We start from the raw sequence: 14350 nt of genomic DNA, 5'->3' as shown, positions 1-14350 counted from the left end.
CTAACGCTTGTAGGAGGCTTTTGTTTCACCCCCAAGATGAACACAAGCTCAACAATTGGCTTGGCTTTGTGTCAGAATTTCGCCTCAGGGGCGCTGACGCCACCAAAGATCAACGTTCGTTCCGAAAAGAGGCGCAGAGGCGGGCCCTTGGAGGCCGCCTGCGTAGGCAAGCCATTGATCCGGCAAATAAAATAAAGGAACTGCGTAGAAGCCTGAAAGGAGTACCCGGTCGAGGGCGCGAACCGTCGAGACGAAATCCTCGCGGCTTTTCGCCTCCAGCAGGGCATCAATCATCCGGTCAATGGCGGGTGAGGCCGCGCCGGAGTAGTTGAGGGACCCGCTTCTCTGGGCCGCCACCGATCCCCAGCGATTCCGCTGTTCGTTACCGGGCGATGGGGAGGCGGGCCAGAACCATTGCAGCATGTCGAAGTCGAACTGGGCGGCCCGACGCCAGTATTGCACATCATCCACCAGACGAACCCGGGCCTGAATTCCAATCCGCTTCAGGGATTGGGAGTAGTTCAAGGCCAGCCGCTCCTGTTGGCGGGAATTAACCAGCATCTCGAACGCGAACGGCTCGCCGGATTCCTGTTTGCGCAGGACGTCATTCTCGATCACCCAGCCTGCCTCGGCAAGGCGGGAAAGGGCGTGCCGCGCCACCTCCCGGTCCCGACCTGAACCGTCGGTGGAGGAGGGTGACCATTGGCCCTCAAGAATGTCCTTCCGCACCGCATCCGGGAAGGAACTCAAGAGAGCCCGCTCCCGATCATTTGCTGGACGCCCCGCAGAGGACAGTTCAGAGCCTGCGAAATAGCTGTCGGAGCGTTGCAACAAACCGAAGAAGAGGTTTCGATTCACCCAATCGAAGTCGAACATGAAACCGAGGGCTTCCCGCACCCGCACATCCGCGAAGAGTGTTCGGCGGGTGTTGAACACGAAGCCGTTCATGCCCTTCGGCAATCGGATCGGTACGGTCTCGCGCATGATGCGGCCGCTCCTCACAGACGGAATGTCGTATCCGGTGGCCCAGCGGCCCGGATCGCCCTCCAGCCTGAAATCATAAAGCCCCGCTTTAAACGCCTCGAATAAGGTATTGGCGTCGCGGTAAAAATCGTAACGAATCTCGTCGAAGTTGAAGAGGCCGCGGGTAACTGGGAGGTCCTTCCCCCAGAAATCCTCCCTGCGGGTGAGAACGATGCGTTCTCCAGGCCTGACTTCCGTGATCGCATAGGGACCCGAGCCGATGGGCGGCTTCAGGCTCGTGCGCTCGAACGTGTCGGCATTGGTCGCGTGGGCCGCGAGAATCGGCATCGTCGCGATGATCAGCGGCAGTTCGCGGTCATTGGATCCGGAGAGATCGAAACGGATACGGTGCGGGTCCGATACCTCGACAGCCTTCACCTGCCCGAAGCTCGACCGGTGAAAGGGTTTCCCGTGCTGTCTCAAGACCTCGAAGGTGAAGCGCACGTCCTCCGCCGTCACAGGCTTCCCATCCGAAAACCGGGCCCGGGGATCGAGGTTGAACGTGATGGAACTCCGGTCATCGGGCATTTCAGCGGAGCGGGCGATCAGCCCGTAGACGGTGAACGGCTCGTCGGCCGAACGCATCATCAGGCTCTGGAGGACATATCGGGGAACAGCATCCGGCGCGACCCCGATGACAACCAGCGGATTCAGGCTGTCGAACGACCCCTGGAGCGCCAGAACGATTCGCCCGCCCTTGGGAGCTTCAGGATTCACGTAAGGCAGGTGGTCGAACCCCGGCTCAAGCTCCGGCTCTCCGTGCATGGCAATGCCATGTCGCGCGCTCTCGGCCCGTGCCGGGGACTGCAACGAAAGGGCCGCGACCGCTGCGATAGCAATAAGTTGAACGTATCGGGCGAGCTTAGGGCCCATGACTCTCCTGGCCTTCTCAGGCGCTTTTGGCACTGAATATCATAAAGAAATTTCGCTTGAGCGACTGGAAACCTACTGCGTGAAAGGTTAAAGGAGCGCGAAACGTCACGTCTTCGCCTCAATTGGCAAAGATTCACCACTGCCTACAAGGTATGAACCACGCCGAGCTAAACGGCCAATTCAAAAACTGACCTTTCGACTGAAGAGGAACTAACACATGTCATTCGCGACCCGCCTCGCGAGCCTGGGGGGAACCTGCGGTCTGGCGACAGCCATCGCCCTGTTCGTGAGCGCGCCCGTTCTGGCGCAGACCGCGCCTGCACAGACTCCCGCCCGTCCCGCCGCTCCGGCCCAGCGTCCGGCGGCTCCTGCAGCTCCCGCGGCTCCTGCTCCCGGACAGCCGGCCCAGGCGCCGCAGCAGGGTTCGGGCCCGATGATCGTACAGGTCAAGGCCGAGCCTTCTCAGCCAGAATGGACGAAAGTCTGTGGCAAGGACCAAGGCACGAACGCCGAAATCTGCTACACGACCCGCGACTTCGTGTCGGACCAGGGCCAGCCGGTCCTCGCCGTCGCCCTCTATGATGTTAAGGGCCAGCAGGCGCAGAAGATCGTCCGCTTCCTGATGCCGCTCGGCCTGCTCCTGCAGCCCGGCATCCGCTTCACGGTCGACCAGGGTCAGCCGACGCCCGGCCGCTATGCGGTTTGCTTCCCCAACGGCTGCTTTGCCGAGGCACAGGTGAAGGACGACTTCGTCGCCGCTCTCAAGAAGGGCACCAACCTGAACGTCAGCGTGCAGAATCAGGCTGGCCGCGAAGTCACCTTCGCAGTCCCGGCGGCCGGTTTCGGCAAGGCTTTCGACGGCCCGGCGATCGACCCGAAGGTTCTGGAAGAGCAGCAGAAGAAGCTGCAGGAAGAGCTGGAGAAGCGCAGCGAAGAGCTTCGCAAGCAGCTCGGACAGAGCGGCGGCGCGGCTCCTGCCCCAGGCGCGGCGGCTCCCGCAGCCCCGAAGCCGTAAGGCCGGTCTTCCAAAACATAAAAACGCCGGGTCTTTGGCCCGGCGTTTTTATTTGCTCAGTTGGCGAGAATTGGATGGGCCCGATAAATTCCGTTCTGATCCCGGATGAACATTTCTTCGATCATCGGATTGCGCAGAGGTTCTTCGGAATGATCCGGCAGCAGGTTTTGCTCGGAAACATAGGCAATGTATTCGGTTTCCGCGTTTTCGGCGAAGAGATGGTAGAAAGGCTGGTCCTTTTGAGGCCTGATATCCTCAGGGATCGAAAGCCACCATTCTTCGGTGTTGTCGAACTCGGGATCGACATCGAAAATCAGCCCTCGAAAATCAAAGAGCCGATGCCGCACCACTTGGCCGATCGCGAATTTTGCTGAACTCGCTTTCATTGGTCTTAACTCCTTGATCTGCAATATAGAGATGCAGGCTGGAATGTCCAAACCAGGCGACGTCACAAAGGAGAGAATAGACTCTCCAGGCTTTCCGAACCCTGAACAAGGCGGACTACCCCTGCCGTTGGGGTAGGGTTGCGTTTTCGGACTACGGGCCTGCCCCAGCATGGGATTGCCGCCCGAAGCGAACCTTGTCAGAAGCAATTTCCACGTTTGCGCCCACCGGAGCCCGCGATGTCCGAACTGATCGGGCTTTTCAATCTGCTCGCCCCCTTTTTCGGCTTGATTGGACTTGGTTTCTTCTGCGGAAAAGTGGTGAAGCAGCCGGAAGCAGGCCTCGCCTGGATGCAGTTTTTCATCATCTATGTGGCGCTGCCTTGCCTGTTTTACCGGCTCATCGCCGACAAGCCTCTCGACCAGCTGACGAACTGGTCCTTCGTGACAGCCACGACCTTGGCGACATTTTCGGCGTTCGTGCTTTCGCTTACGGCCGGATGGAAATTCACTAAGGATCTTGGCCAATCGGTCATGCAGGGAGTTGCCGGCTCGTATTCCAACGTCGGCTACATGGGGCCTCCACTGATCCTCGCGGCTTTGGGCGAGGCGGCAACACCTCCGGTTATCCTGATTTTCGTCTTTGATACGCTTCTTCTATTTTCCCTCGTGCCGCTCCTGATGTCCGTGTCCGGCGTCGAGAAGCTGAGCCTTGGGGCCACGATCAGAAAGATTGTTTGGCGGGTTGTCACGCACCCGTTCAACATCGCGACTGCCTTGGCCGTAACGGCGAGCTATCTCCATGTCGAACTGCCATCCGCACCCAACCAAATCGTCACATGGCTGTCGGGAGCGGCTGCCCCCTGCGCGCTCTTCATCCTCGGCGTCACGGTCGCCATGCGACCGCTCCTTCGGATCCCGAGAGAGGTGCCGGTTCTCGTCATCATCAAGCTGATGCTTCATCCCGTGATCGCCTGGGTTCTGCTGTCGGCTATCGGGGACTTCGGCGAAACATGGACCTATGCGGCGATCGTTATGGCCGCCCTGCCGCCAGCGTTGAACATTTTCGTCATCTCGACGCAGTACAATGTCGGCGTGGAGCGCGCTTCCGCATGCGTTTTGATCGGAACCGTGGCGTCGATGCTCACCCTGACCGCGCTGCTCTACTTCATTCAAACCAGCGCTCTGCCGTTCGATCTTTTTCCTTGAAACCTAGCCCTGCATGAGGCGGGGCGCTCCGATGCGTGGAAGGACGCCCTCCCGCATGATCGCCCGGCGCAGCGGCCCGATATTGCTGATGGCCAACAGCCCGGCCCCCCGCAGAAGATCCGCAGGGAGCAGGCCCGTCAGCAGGGTCCGGTTCAAGCTATCGACGGCGGCCGTCCGCAGGCGAACGTCGAGGTCCCGGCCGCCCTGGTACCGGCGCAGGACAAGATCCGCTCCCGGATCGTTGTCTGCGTCCATGACCTCATCCCGCAGGGCCGCAACGTCGCGGAAGCCCAGATTGAGGCCTTGAGCCCCGATCGGCGGAAACACGTGGGCCGCCTCGCCCACGAGAGCGAGGCGGGAGGACCAATAGCGAGAGACAGACATTCCGGTCATGGGCACCAATCCACGCGGCCCTTCTATGCGCATGCCGCCAAGGAGAGACTGCGCCTGCCGCTCGATAGCCAGGGCAAAGGCGGCATCATCGAGGGAGGCGAGGCGCTGCGCGTCCTCCGAACTCGTCACCCACACGAGGCTCGACCGCTGGCCGGGCAGGGGAACCAGGGTGAAAGGGCCGTGCCGCGTATGAAATTCCGTCGAGGCGTCCCGGTGATCGCGATCGTGCGATAGAATCGCCGTTACGGCCGATTGAGGGTAGGACCAGTTTTTCGCATCGATGCGGGCGATCTCGCGCAGCTTAGATCTCCGGCCGTCCGCCGCCACGACAAGACGGCCCCTCACGTCGGGCTGCCCCTCGAGATGCAAGACGGCGGCGCTGTCGGTGGCTTGAAATCCCACGGCCTGCGCCGACAGAACGGTCAGACGGTCATGGCCCCCGGCCGCCTGCGCCAGCTTCTCGACCAACGTGGCATTCTCGACATTCCAGCCGAACGCGTCGAGACCGATTTCGCTGGCCCTGAATGCGACCGGGGGCGGCCGGAAGAGGCTGCCCGTGTCATCGATGATCCTCAGGGTCTCCAACGGCGTGGCTTCCACCTTCACTGCCGGCCAGACCTCGAGCGCCTCCAGAAACCGAACCGAGCCGTCGAGAAGCGCGACGGTGCGCCCGTCCCGGCGCGTATCAAGACTGCCGACGAGCGCTGTCTTGAGCCCGTCGCGGGCGAAGGCGAGGGCAGCGCTCAATCCGACCGCGCCGGCTCCCACGATTGCAACGTCATAGGTCTCTTCGGTCAAAGGGTTCCCTCGCGGCCTTAAAGTTGCGAAGCGGTTGCAGACTCACAATAAACGATGCATTCGGCATTGCCGACCGGTGCAGCCCATCCCTATGATCGTTCGCAAGGGCTGTCACCCACGGCTCTGTCGCGAGAGCTGTTTTCAACCCTTTTAGTCAGAGCGCAGTGCGTGAAGCCAGACGTTTCATCATCGGGACCGCCCCTCGTCGAGCTGAAAGGGATCAGCAAGCGCTATGGCGAACTTCTTGCGAATGACGGCATCGATCTGACGATCGCGCCCGGCGAGATCCACGCCCTGCTGGGCGAGAATGGCGCCGGCAAGTCGACCCTGGTGAAGATTCTCTATGGAGTCATCGAGCCAACCGCGGGGGAAATCCTGTGGGAAGGCCGGCCTGTCTCCATCGCGTCTCCGGTCGAGGCGAGGGCGCTCGGCATCGGCATGGTGTTCCAGCACTTCTCCCTCTTCGATGAGCTGACGGTTGCCGAGAACATCGCCGTCGCCCTCTCGGATGAATGGACCCTTTCAACCGTCAGGAGCAGGCTCGGCGAGATCAGTCATGCTTACGGTCTTGCCCTGGAACCGGACCGGGCGGTCTGGACTCTTTCGGCTGGGGAGCGGCAGCGCATCGAAATCGTTCGCTGCCTCCTCCAGAATCCGAGGCTGCTCATCCTTGACGAGCCAACCTCCGTCCTGACGCCGCAGGAGGCCGAGCACCTGTTCATCACCCTCAACAAGCTGTCGGCGGATGGCTGCTCGATCCTCTATATCTCCCACAAGCTCGAAGAGGTTCGGCGGCTCTGCCGCAACGCCACGATCCTGAGAGGCGGCCGGGTCGTGGCGACCATCGATCCTCGGGAGAGCAGCGCCCGCGAAATCGCCGCCCTCATGGTCGGCAACGAGGTCGGTGAGGTCCGCACCAGCGCGCGTCAAGGAACCAAGGGAGAAATGCTGCGGGTCGAGCATCTCTCGATGGCGCCCGGCAGCCTCCATGGCCAAGCCCTCGCCGACATCAATCTCGTCGCCCGGGCAGGCGAGATCGTCGGCATTGCGGGGGTTGCGGGAAACGGCCAGACGGAGTTGTTCGCCGCCCTGTCGGGTGAACGTCTGTCGGATCAGGCAGGAGCGGTGATAATTTCAGGCAAGGCGTGCGGGAGCGCGGGGGTCGACGATCGCCGCAGGCTCGGCGCGGCTTTCGTACCGGAGGAGCGGCTGGGGCATGCGGCCGCGCCGACGCATCGCCTGAGTGAAAACACCCTCATTTCCCACGCGACGACCGAGGTCAGCCGGACCGGATTCATTGTTTTGAGCGCTGCAAAGCGCCTCGCCCGCTCGATCGTCAAGACCTTCGACGTCCGCACCCCGGAGACCGACCCGCAGGCCCGCAAGCTTTCCGGCGGCAATCTCCAGAAATTCGTGATCGGACGCGAGATCATCCGCAAGCCGAAGCTCCTCATCGTCGATCAGCCGACCTGGGGCGTCGATGCGGGAGCCGCGCGCCTGATCCGTCAGGCCCTGGTTGATCTTGCGGGCGAGGGAAGCGCCGTCGTGGTCATCAGCCAGGATCTCGACGAGCTGTTCGAAGTGGCGGACCGGATGGCGGTCATTCACCACGGCCGCCTCAGCTCTCTCAAGCCGATCAACGAATGGACCAAGGAAGCGATTGGCCTCGAAATGCTTGGCGTTGCACAAACTCAAGGGACGGTTCATGCGCTTTGAGTTGACGCCGCGGGCCAGCGTCTCGCCGGTCGTCCGCGCTCTTGCGCCGGTCGCGGCCTTCATAACGGCTTTTCTGATCGCCGGTCTCGTCATCTGGCTGATGGGTCGCTCACCCGTTGCAGCCTTCCAGGTCTATGTCAGCCAACCGTTGAGCGATCCCTGGGCATTGCAGGAGCTCCTGGTGAAGGCCACGCCGCTCGCGCTGATCGCCATCGGCCTCGCCTATTGTTTCCGGGCCAATTTCTGGAACATCGGGGCAGAAGGCCAGTATGTGGTCGGCGCTGTGCTCGGCAGTTGGCTTGCGTTGAAGACCCATGGGACCGAGGCCGGCTTCTGGGTATTGCCGGTCATGCTGCTCCTTGGGATTTTAGGGGGCGCGCTCTATGGGCTCATTCCTGCCTTCCTGAAAACCCGCTTCGGCGTCAACGAGATCCTGACCAGCCTCATGCTGGTCTACGTGGCGCAGTTGACGCTCGATTATCTGGTCCGCGGGCCTTGGCGCGATCCGAAGGGCTTCAACTTTCCGCAATCTGTGACCTTCGATCCGTCTGCCACTCTGCCGCCGGTCCTGGAAGCAGGCCGCGTCCATTACGGCGCGGTTTTCGCCGCTGTCGCCGTACTGGTCACCGCCGTGGTTCTGGGGCGCACGCTGTTTGGTTACCGCCTACGCCTGACCGGCGATGCGCCCCGCGCCGCCCGATTCGCGGGCTTCAGCACGAAGGCCACGACGCTTGCCGTCTTCGCAATTTCGGGCGGACTCGCAGGCCTTGCCGGGATTGCTGAAGTCTCGGGCCAGATCGGCCAACTTCAGCCGTCAATCTCCCCCGGCTATGGCTTTACGGCGATCACCGTCGCGTTCCTGGGACGCTTGAATCCCATTGGGATCCTGGTGGCCGCTTTGGTGGTGGCGTTGACCTTCATCGGCGGCGAGAGCGCCCAGATCATGCTGAAACTGCCTCTCGACCTCACCCAGGCCTTCCAGGGCATTCTTCTGCTTTGCGTGCTCGCAGCCGATGCGTTGGTGAGCTACCGCGTTCGTCTCATCAGCCGGGGAGTGGCCAAGTGACCACGTTCGAAGCCATCCTGCTGACCATCGTCACGGCATCCACACCGCTTCTCATTGCCGCCATGGGCGAATTGGTGACTGAACGCTCCGGGGTCCTGAACCTTGGCGTCGAAGGCATGATGGCCATGGGCGCGGCTTGCAGCTTCGCGGCCGCCGTCACCTTCGATTCCACGTTGCTTGGAGTAGCGGCCGGCATCCTGGCCGGAGCGCTCATGTCCGCGCTGTTCGCTCTTGTAGTGCTCGGCTTTGCGGCGAACCAAGTGGGATCGGGACTTGCCCTGACCATCCTGGGCCTTGGCCTGGCGGGACTGATCGGAGCGCCCTTCGTAGGATCGCGCCGCGACCCTATCGCGGTGGTCGACGTTCCCGGCTTGAGCGACATGCCCCTCATCGGTCGCCTGTTTTTTGAGCAGGATCTGTTCGTCTACGGGTCGATCGCCCTCACGGTCCTCGTGGCCTTCTACCTTACCCGAACCCGCTCCGGGCTTATGCTTCGCTCCGTCGGCGAAAACCATACTTCGGCGCACGGCCTCGGGCTGCCGGTCTGGCGCATTCGTTTCCTGGCCATTCTCTTCGGGGGAGCCTGTTCCGGATTGGCCGGAGCCTATCTGGCCCTTGTGTACACTCGCTTCTGGTCGCCGGGCATGACTGCGGGACGCGGATGGATCGCGCTGGCACTGGTCGTCTTTGCGGCCTGGCGGCCGGGCTGGGCCTTGGTCGGAGCCTACATTTTCGGGGCAGCGACCGTGCTGCAGCTTCACGCCCAGGCGGCTCAGTTCGGGGTCCCGTCCCAGGTTCTTTCAGCGGTGCCCTATCTGGCGACAATCCTCGCTCTGCTGGCTCTTTCGATCCGTCGCGGCCGGGCTATCGGTGCTCCAGGATCGCTGGGCATGCCTTTCGTGCCTGACCGATAGGCACAGTGGTGATATTGTGAGCGGAGCCCCCGTTGCCAGGAGCGCAGGAACCTGCAACGGATGATCGGAAAGTAACCCTAGGGAGCAGACATGGTTTCTCGGAGTCTCATCGGCATTTTGGCGGGGGCTGCGGCCCTGGCGTTGTCGGCTGGCGGTGCAGCCGCTCAACAGAAGTTGAAGGTTGGCTTTATCTATGTGGGCCCGGTGGGCGACCACGGCTGGAGCTACCAGCATGACGTGGGCCGCAAGGCCATCGAGAAGGCGTTCGGCGACAAGGTCGAGACCACCTATGTGGAGAGCGTGCCGGAGGCCGATTCCGAACGCGCCATCGAGCAGCTCGCCCGGACCGGGCATGGCCTGATCTTCACCACCTCGTTCGGCTTCATGGAGCCGACCCTCAAGGTCGCCAAGAAGTACCCCAACATCAAGTTCGAGCACGCCACCGGCTTCAAGCGCGCTCCGAACCTTTCGACCTATGCGGCCAAGTTCCACGAGGGCCGCTACATCATCGGCCAGATCGCCGGCAAGATGTCGAAATCCGGCACCATCGGCTATGTGGGCGCCTTCCCGATCCCGGAAGTGGTGGCCGGCATCAACTCCTACTTCCTGGGCGCCCAGTCGGTGAACCCGAACATCAAGATCAAGGTAGTCTGGGCGAATTCCTGGTACGACCCGGCCAAGGAAGCGGACGCCGCCAAGGCTCTCCTCGACCAAGGCGTCGACATCATCGCCCAACACACGGACAGCCCGGCTCCAATCCAAGCGGCGGAAGCCCGTGGCAAGTTCGGCTTCGGCCAGGCCTCCGACATGGAGCGCTTCGCCCCGAAGGCGCAGCTGACGGCCATCGTCGACGATTGGTCGAAGTATTATGTCGATCGCACGAAGGCCGTTCTCGATGGCAATTGGAAGTCCCAGGACGTCTGGGGTGGCATAGACTCCGGCATGGTCGTTATGTCTCCTTACAAGAACATGCCCGACGACGTGAAGAAGATGGCCGAGGAAACCGAGGCCGCCATCAAGTCCGGCAAGCTCAACCCGTTCAAGTGCCCGATCGCGAAGCAGGATGGCTCCCAGGTCGAGTGCAAGGGCAATGGCGCGCTCTCGGACGAGCAGGTTCTCGGTATGAACTTCTACGTGAAGGGCATCGACGACAAGCTGCCGCAATAAGCGGTGCGTCCGAAGTTTCAGGAAGGCAGCCGAGTGATCGGCTGCTTTTTTATTGTCTTGAAGCCACAAATCCTGAAGCTATTCGAGCAGCAAATCGATGATGGGTGACTGAGTGAATGACAGAGCCGATTGCCGTTACTCCGGACGAGACCGACATCCTTATCGTCACTGACGTTCAGTACGATTTCCTGCCGGGAGGCGCTCTCGCGGTGCCGGAGGGTGATGCGGTCATCGAACCCATCAACCGTTTGGCGCGGGTCTTTCGCCATGTTGTGCTGACACAGGACTGGCACCCGGCCGGCCACGCGTCGTTTGCGTCGGCCCACGCCGGTAAAAAGCCGTTTGAGCAGACCAAGCTGGACTACGGACCGCAGATCCTTTGGCCGGACCATTGCGTGCAGGGAACCCAAGGCGCTGAGATTTCGCGCGACCTCCATATACCTCACGCGCAGCTCGTCATTCGCAAGGGCTACAACCCCGGTATCGACAGCTATTCCGGCTTCGTCGGGGCGGACCGGAAAACGTCGACGGGTCTGGCCGGATATTTGCGCGAGCGGGGATTTAGGCGGGTCTTCTGCACCGGCCTCGCGCTCGATTTCTGCGTCGCCTGGACAGCCATCGACGCGAAGGCCGCCGGTTTCGAAACCTACCTGGTCGAGGATGCCTCACGGGCCATCGACAACGGCGGATCGCTTGCACGCGCGCGGCAAGACCTGAACGCTGCCGGCGTTGCCAGGATCAGCAGTCCCCAACTCGCCGGGATTTGAAGTGAGGGTGGCCTTAGACAGCCACCCCGTGCAGATCGTACTCGTCGGAACGCTCGATCTTGACGTTCACGATATCGCCCGCCCGCAGGGGACGGCGTGAGGCCACATAGACGACACCGTCGATCTCGGGGGCATCATATTTGGTGCGGCCCTTGGCGACCGTTGCACCCGACTCATCGATGATGACCGGAAGACGCTTGCCGACCTTGGCCTTGAGAAGCTTCACACTCACATCTCGTTGCGTCTTCATGAAACGGTGCCAACGCTCGTCCTTGGCTTCGGGCGGAACCGGATTGCCGACCTCGTTGGCAGGCGCGCCCTGCACGGGCTCGTAGCGGAAGCAGCCGACACGATCGAGCTTGGCTTCCTTCAGCCAGTCCATCAGGAAGTTAACATCCTCCTCGGTCTCACCCGGGAAGCCGACGATGAAGGTCGAACGGACCGCCAGGTCGGGGCAGATTTCCCGCCACTTACGGATCCGATCCAGGGTCTTCTCCTGGTGCGCTGGGCGACGCATCGCTTTCAACACGCTGGGGGCGGCGTGCTGGAACGGGATGTCCAGGTACGGCAGGATCTTGCCCTCGGCCATGAGCGGGATGACCTCGTCCACGTGAGGGTAGGGGTAGACATAATGCATGCGGACCCACATCCCGAGGTCGCCAAGTTCCTTGGCGAGATCGAAGAAGCGGGTGCGGACCTCCCGATCTTTCCAAAGGCTGGGCTGGTATTTTACGTCGAGGCCGTAGGCGCTGGTATCTTGGGAAATGACCAGCAACTCCTTCACGCCGGCTTTCGCGAGCTTCTCGGCCTCGCGCAGCACATCGCCGACCGGACGGCTGACGAGATCGCCGCGGAGTTTCGGGATGATGCAGAACGAGCAGCGGTTGCTGCATCCCTCGGAGATCTTGAGGTAAGCATAGTGCCGCGGCGTCAGCTTCACGCCGTGCGGCGGCACGAGATCGAGGAAGGGATCATGGGCCGGTGGGACAGCCTCGTGAACCGCGGAGACCACCGTCTCGTATTGCTGTGGCCCCGTGATCGCCAGAACGTTGGGAAAGCGATCTCGAATCTGTTCCGGCTCCGCGCCCATGCAGCCGGTAACGATGACCTTGCCGTTTTCGGCCATGGCCTCGCCGATCGCGTCGAGCGATTCAGCCTTCGCGCTGTCCACGAAGCCGCAGGTGTTGACGATGACCACATCGGCCCCGTCATGCTTCTTGGTCAGCTCATAACCTTGAGCACGCAGCTGCGTGATGATGCGCTCGGAATCGACCAGGGCCTTTGGGCAGCCCAGGGACACAAACGAGACTTTGGGCGCGGGAGCATTCATCCGCAAAATCCATTCTCAAAAACTTGACTAACAGCCGAAAAGCCCCGCCCGGGGCAACGTCGGCCTTCGGACGGCAGAGGAGGGGCCCATCCGGGCTTGGTCCGCAACGGCCGTTATCCTGCAACAATTTGGTCGACTTAGCTGGGCGGTTCGCTCTGCCGTCTTCAAGCGTCGGTCGACCGGTCGGCAGCGCAATATCACAAACTAACTCGAAAAAGCCAGCTTGCAGGGTCGCGACACAGTGGATTGCCGGTTGAACCGGCTTGAGGAATAAATTGTCACGTGATTAATAGTTAAGCTTCTATTAACCCACCTCATCGGGTATCCGCATGACTCCGGTTGGACCCAAGGCTCCTGGCACCGAAAGACTGAACCTGCGCAGGGCGCGCCGTCTTCGCGTGCTTCAACAGGCAAAGATCGTCATTGGGGCAGATACCATGATCCATTGCGAGGTCAGGGATATCTCGCCCGGAGGCGCGAAGATTGCGATCCGAGGGCACGTGGCTTTGCCGGAAACATTCGAGTTGTTCGTCTGTGCCCATGATCTCCGGGTCTATCCAGCCCGGCTTCGCTGGCGCCCAGGAAACTTCGCCGGTGTGTCCTTCGGGATCGACGACGTCGTCGATGTGCAAGCCGAACCCGCTCCAGTTCTTGACGCCGACGCCACCTCGTTCCCGGTTCTCATCCGCTCGAATAGGATGATTGCGGGTCCGCCTGAACCGCGCCTGCTGGGTCATTGGCCGCGGACAAATGGGCTGTCCGCGATGACGGAAGAGCGGATGCTGGTCAATGCGAAGCCCGCGAGGGCGTCGGTCCAGGTAGGGCGCTGTGGCTGGGAGCGTAGACGCCGGACCGCCCGTCGTAGCGCTTTCTAGGTCCCGTGGCTTGTAAAGTTTTCGAACGTGAGTTCAGCAGCGAGCTTGATGTGACGCTGATATCCCGCATGCAGGGCGCATGCCGGTACCTCTTTTGAGCCATCAGGCAAGCTAGGCATTTACCCCCTGATCTGGCACTTTTTCCTCTGGGGAACGTCCATGGGTGCAGGCACATCAAGCCTGCCATCAACCCCAAGGAGAAAGCTTTCATGATGCGTACGATTGTCGCCGCTGGGATCTTAGCGCTCGGCGTTTCCGCCGCCATCGCTCAGGCCAACGTCATCGAGCAACGGCAGGACCTGATGAAGCAGTTCGGTTCAGCGACCCGAACAACCTCCGGCATGTTGCGTGGCGAGGCGCCATTCGACTTGGCGAAAGTGCAGGGGGCCCTGCGTACCTACTCAAACGCCAAGGAGCTGCCGCATCTTTTTCCGGAGAACTCCAAGTCCGGCAAAACCGCGGCTCTGCCGGCCGTGTGGGAAAACAAGGCGGAATTCGATGCGCTTGCGGTCAAGATGAACAGTGATGTCCAGGCCGCTCTTGCGTCGATCAAAGACGAGGCGACCTTCAAGGCCGAGGCTCCGAAGATCCTTCAGAATTGCGGCGCGTGCCACAACAAGTTCAGGCAGAAGCAAAGCTGACTTTTAGTCGCGAGCAGGCGTTTGAGCTATCCTGGGCTGGTGGGATGGCTTGATGATTTTGCCGCACGGGTGCCGGCCTTTGCCGCCACCGCAGTCGCCGCCTAACAAAAAGGCCCGGGTTGCCCCGGGCCTTTGCACTGGCGCAAGCCAGACGTCTTAGTACGTGCCGAACTTGAAGTT

Annotated in this window: 13 protein-coding genes; 9 read left to right on the top strand and 4 right to left on the bottom strand. The window is 61.6% G+C overall.

The features are described from left to right. Nucleotides 1-84: 84 nt before the first annotated feature. On the bottom strand, nt 85-1896 hold the full coding sequence (locus DRB19_RS09610) for an extracellular solute-binding protein (RefSeq protein ID WP_114185827.1): 1812 nt from the start codon (nt 1894-1896) through the stop codon (nt 85-87). Nucleotides 1897-2113: 217 nt separating this feature from the next. Here DRB19_RS09610 and DRB19_RS09605 point away from each other — a divergent pair, with 217 nt between their 5' ends. Beyond that, on the top strand, nt 2114-2911 hold the full coding sequence (locus DRB19_RS09605; protein WP_114185826.1) for an invasion associated locus B family protein: 798 nt from the start codon (nt 2114-2116) through the stop codon (nt 2909-2911). Between the two features lie 56 nt (nt 2912-2967). Here the strand turns inward: DRB19_RS09605 and hspQ are convergent, their stop codons facing one another. Next, the gene (hspQ, locus tag DRB19_RS09600; RefSeq protein ID WP_114185825.1) at nt 2968-3297 is read right to left on the bottom strand and encodes a heat shock protein HspQ; all 330 of its coding nucleotides are present in this window, start codon (nt 3295-3297) and stop codon (nt 2968-2970) included. 237 nt (nt 3298-3534) lie between these two features. Between hspQ and DRB19_RS09595 the strand changes: the two genes are divergently transcribed. Beyond that, nucleotides 3535-4503, top strand: coding sequence for an AEC family transporter (locus tag DRB19_RS09595; RefSeq protein ID WP_114185824.1), 969 nt, complete (start codon nt 3535-3537; stop codon nt 4501-4503). Nucleotides 4504-4506: 3 nt separating this feature from the next. Here the strand turns inward: DRB19_RS09595 and DRB19_RS09590 are convergent, their stop codons facing one another. Then, nucleotides 4507-5694, bottom strand: a complete 1188-nt coding sequence (locus DRB19_RS09590; RefSeq protein ID WP_114185823.1) for a UbiH/UbiF family hydroxylase — start codon at nt 5692-5694, stop codon at nt 4507-4509. 168 nt (nt 5695-5862) lie between these two features. Between DRB19_RS09590 and DRB19_RS09585 the strand changes: the two genes are divergently transcribed. The 5 genes from DRB19_RS09585 (at nt 5863) to pncA (ending at nt 11324) form a co-directional block, all read left to right on the top strand. Next, nucleotides 5863-7410 (top strand): ABC transporter ATP-binding protein, encoded by a 1548-nt coding sequence (locus tag DRB19_RS09585; protein WP_245439367.1) that lies wholly within the window; start codon nt 5863-5865, stop codon nt 7408-7410. Beyond that, entirely contained in the window at nt 7400-8476 is a 1077-nt protein-coding gene (locus DRB19_RS09580; protein ID WP_114185821.1) for an ABC transporter permease, read from the top strand. Before DRB19_RS09585 ends, DRB19_RS09580 begins: the two co-directional genes overlap by 11 nt. Continuing rightward, entirely contained in the window at nt 8473-9390 is a 918-nt protein-coding gene (locus tag DRB19_RS09575) for an ABC transporter permease (RefSeq protein WP_114185820.1), read from the top strand. Before DRB19_RS09580 ends, DRB19_RS09575 begins: the two co-directional genes overlap by 4 nt. 90 nt (nt 9391-9480) lie before the next feature. Further along, nucleotides 9481-10557, top strand: coding sequence for a BMP family ABC transporter substrate-binding protein (locus DRB19_RS09570; protein WP_114185819.1), 1077 nt, complete (start codon nt 9481-9483; stop codon nt 10555-10557). Between the two features lie 116 nt (nt 10558-10673). Then, the gene (gene pncA, locus DRB19_RS09565; protein ID WP_114185818.1) at nt 10674-11324 is read left to right on the top strand and encodes a bifunctional nicotinamidase/pyrazinamidase; all 651 of its coding nucleotides are present in this window, start codon (nt 10674-10676) and stop codon (nt 11322-11324) included. A gap of 13 nt (nt 11325-11337) precedes the next feature. On the opposite strand, the gene rimO is transcribed toward pncA, so the two are convergent. Beyond that, nucleotides 11338-12654, bottom strand: a complete 1317-nt coding sequence (gene rimO / locus DRB19_RS09560; RefSeq protein ID WP_114185817.1) for a 30S ribosomal protein S12 methylthiotransferase RimO — start codon at nt 12652-12654, stop codon at nt 11338-11340. A gap of 329 nt (nt 12655-12983) precedes the next feature. Between rimO and DRB19_RS09555 the strand changes: the two genes are divergently transcribed. Together DRB19_RS09555 and DRB19_RS09550 are read left to right on the top strand one after the other, a co-directional pair. Then, nucleotides 12984-13529, top strand: a complete 546-nt coding sequence (locus tag DRB19_RS09555) for a PilZ domain-containing protein (RefSeq protein WP_114185816.1) — start codon at nt 12984-12986, stop codon at nt 13527-13529. Between the two features lie 209 nt (nt 13530-13738). Beyond that, nucleotides 13739-14170: a c-type cytochrome gene (locus DRB19_RS09550; protein WP_114185815.1), complete on the top strand. Its 432-nt coding sequence runs from the start codon at nt 13739-13741 to the stop codon at nt 14168-14170. Nucleotides 14171-14350: the final 180 nt, after the last annotated feature.

This window comes from Microvirga aerophila (assembly GCF_003332305.1).
Classification (GTDB): domain Bacteria; phylum Pseudomonadota; class Alphaproteobacteria; order Rhizobiales; family Beijerinckiaceae; genus Microvirga; species Microvirga aerophila.
This window is presented reverse-complemented; position numbering and strand designations above follow the sequence as displayed.

What these genes read in the sequence shown, in the direction of transcription:
- DRB19_RS09580 (WP_114185821.1), top strand. Translation starts at nt 7,400, where the DNA reads ATGCGCTTTGAGTTGACGCCGCGGGCCAGCGTCTCGCCGGTCGTCCGC.
- DRB19_RS09605 (WP_114185826.1), top strand. Translation starts at nt 2,114, where the DNA reads ATGTCATTCGCGACCCGCCTCGCGAGCCTGGGGGGAACCTGCGGTCTG.
- DRB19_RS09610 (WP_114185827.1), bottom strand. Translation starts at nt 1,896, where the DNA reads ATGGGCCCTAAGCTCGCCCGATACGTTCAACTTATTGCTATCGCAGCG.
- DRB19_RS09555 (WP_114185816.1), top strand. Translation starts at nt 12,984, where the DNA reads ATGACTCCGGTTGGACCCAAGGCTCCTGGCACCGAAAGACTGAACCTG.
- DRB19_RS09550 (WP_114185815.1), top strand. Translation starts at nt 13,739, where the DNA reads ATGATGCGTACGATTGTCGCCGCTGGGATCTTAGCGCTCGGCGTTTCC.
- DRB19_RS09570 (WP_114185819.1), top strand. Translation starts at nt 9,481, where the DNA reads ATGGTTTCTCGGAGTCTCATCGGCATTTTGGCGGGGGCTGCGGCCCTG.
- hspQ (WP_114185825.1), bottom strand. Translation starts at nt 3,297, where the DNA reads ATGAAAGCGAGTTCAGCAAAATTCGCGATCGGCCAAGTGGTGCGGCAT.
- rimO (WP_114185817.1), bottom strand. Translation starts at nt 12,654, where the DNA reads ATGAATGCTCCCGCGCCCAAAGTCTCGTTTGTGTCCCTGGGCTGCCCA.
- pncA (WP_114185818.1), top strand. Translation starts at nt 10,674, where the DNA reads ATGACAGAGCCGATTGCCGTTACTCCGGACGAGACCGACATCCTTATC.
- DRB19_RS09595 (WP_114185824.1), top strand. Translation starts at nt 3,535, where the DNA reads ATGTCCGAACTGATCGGGCTTTTCAATCTGCTCGCCCCCTTTTTCGGC.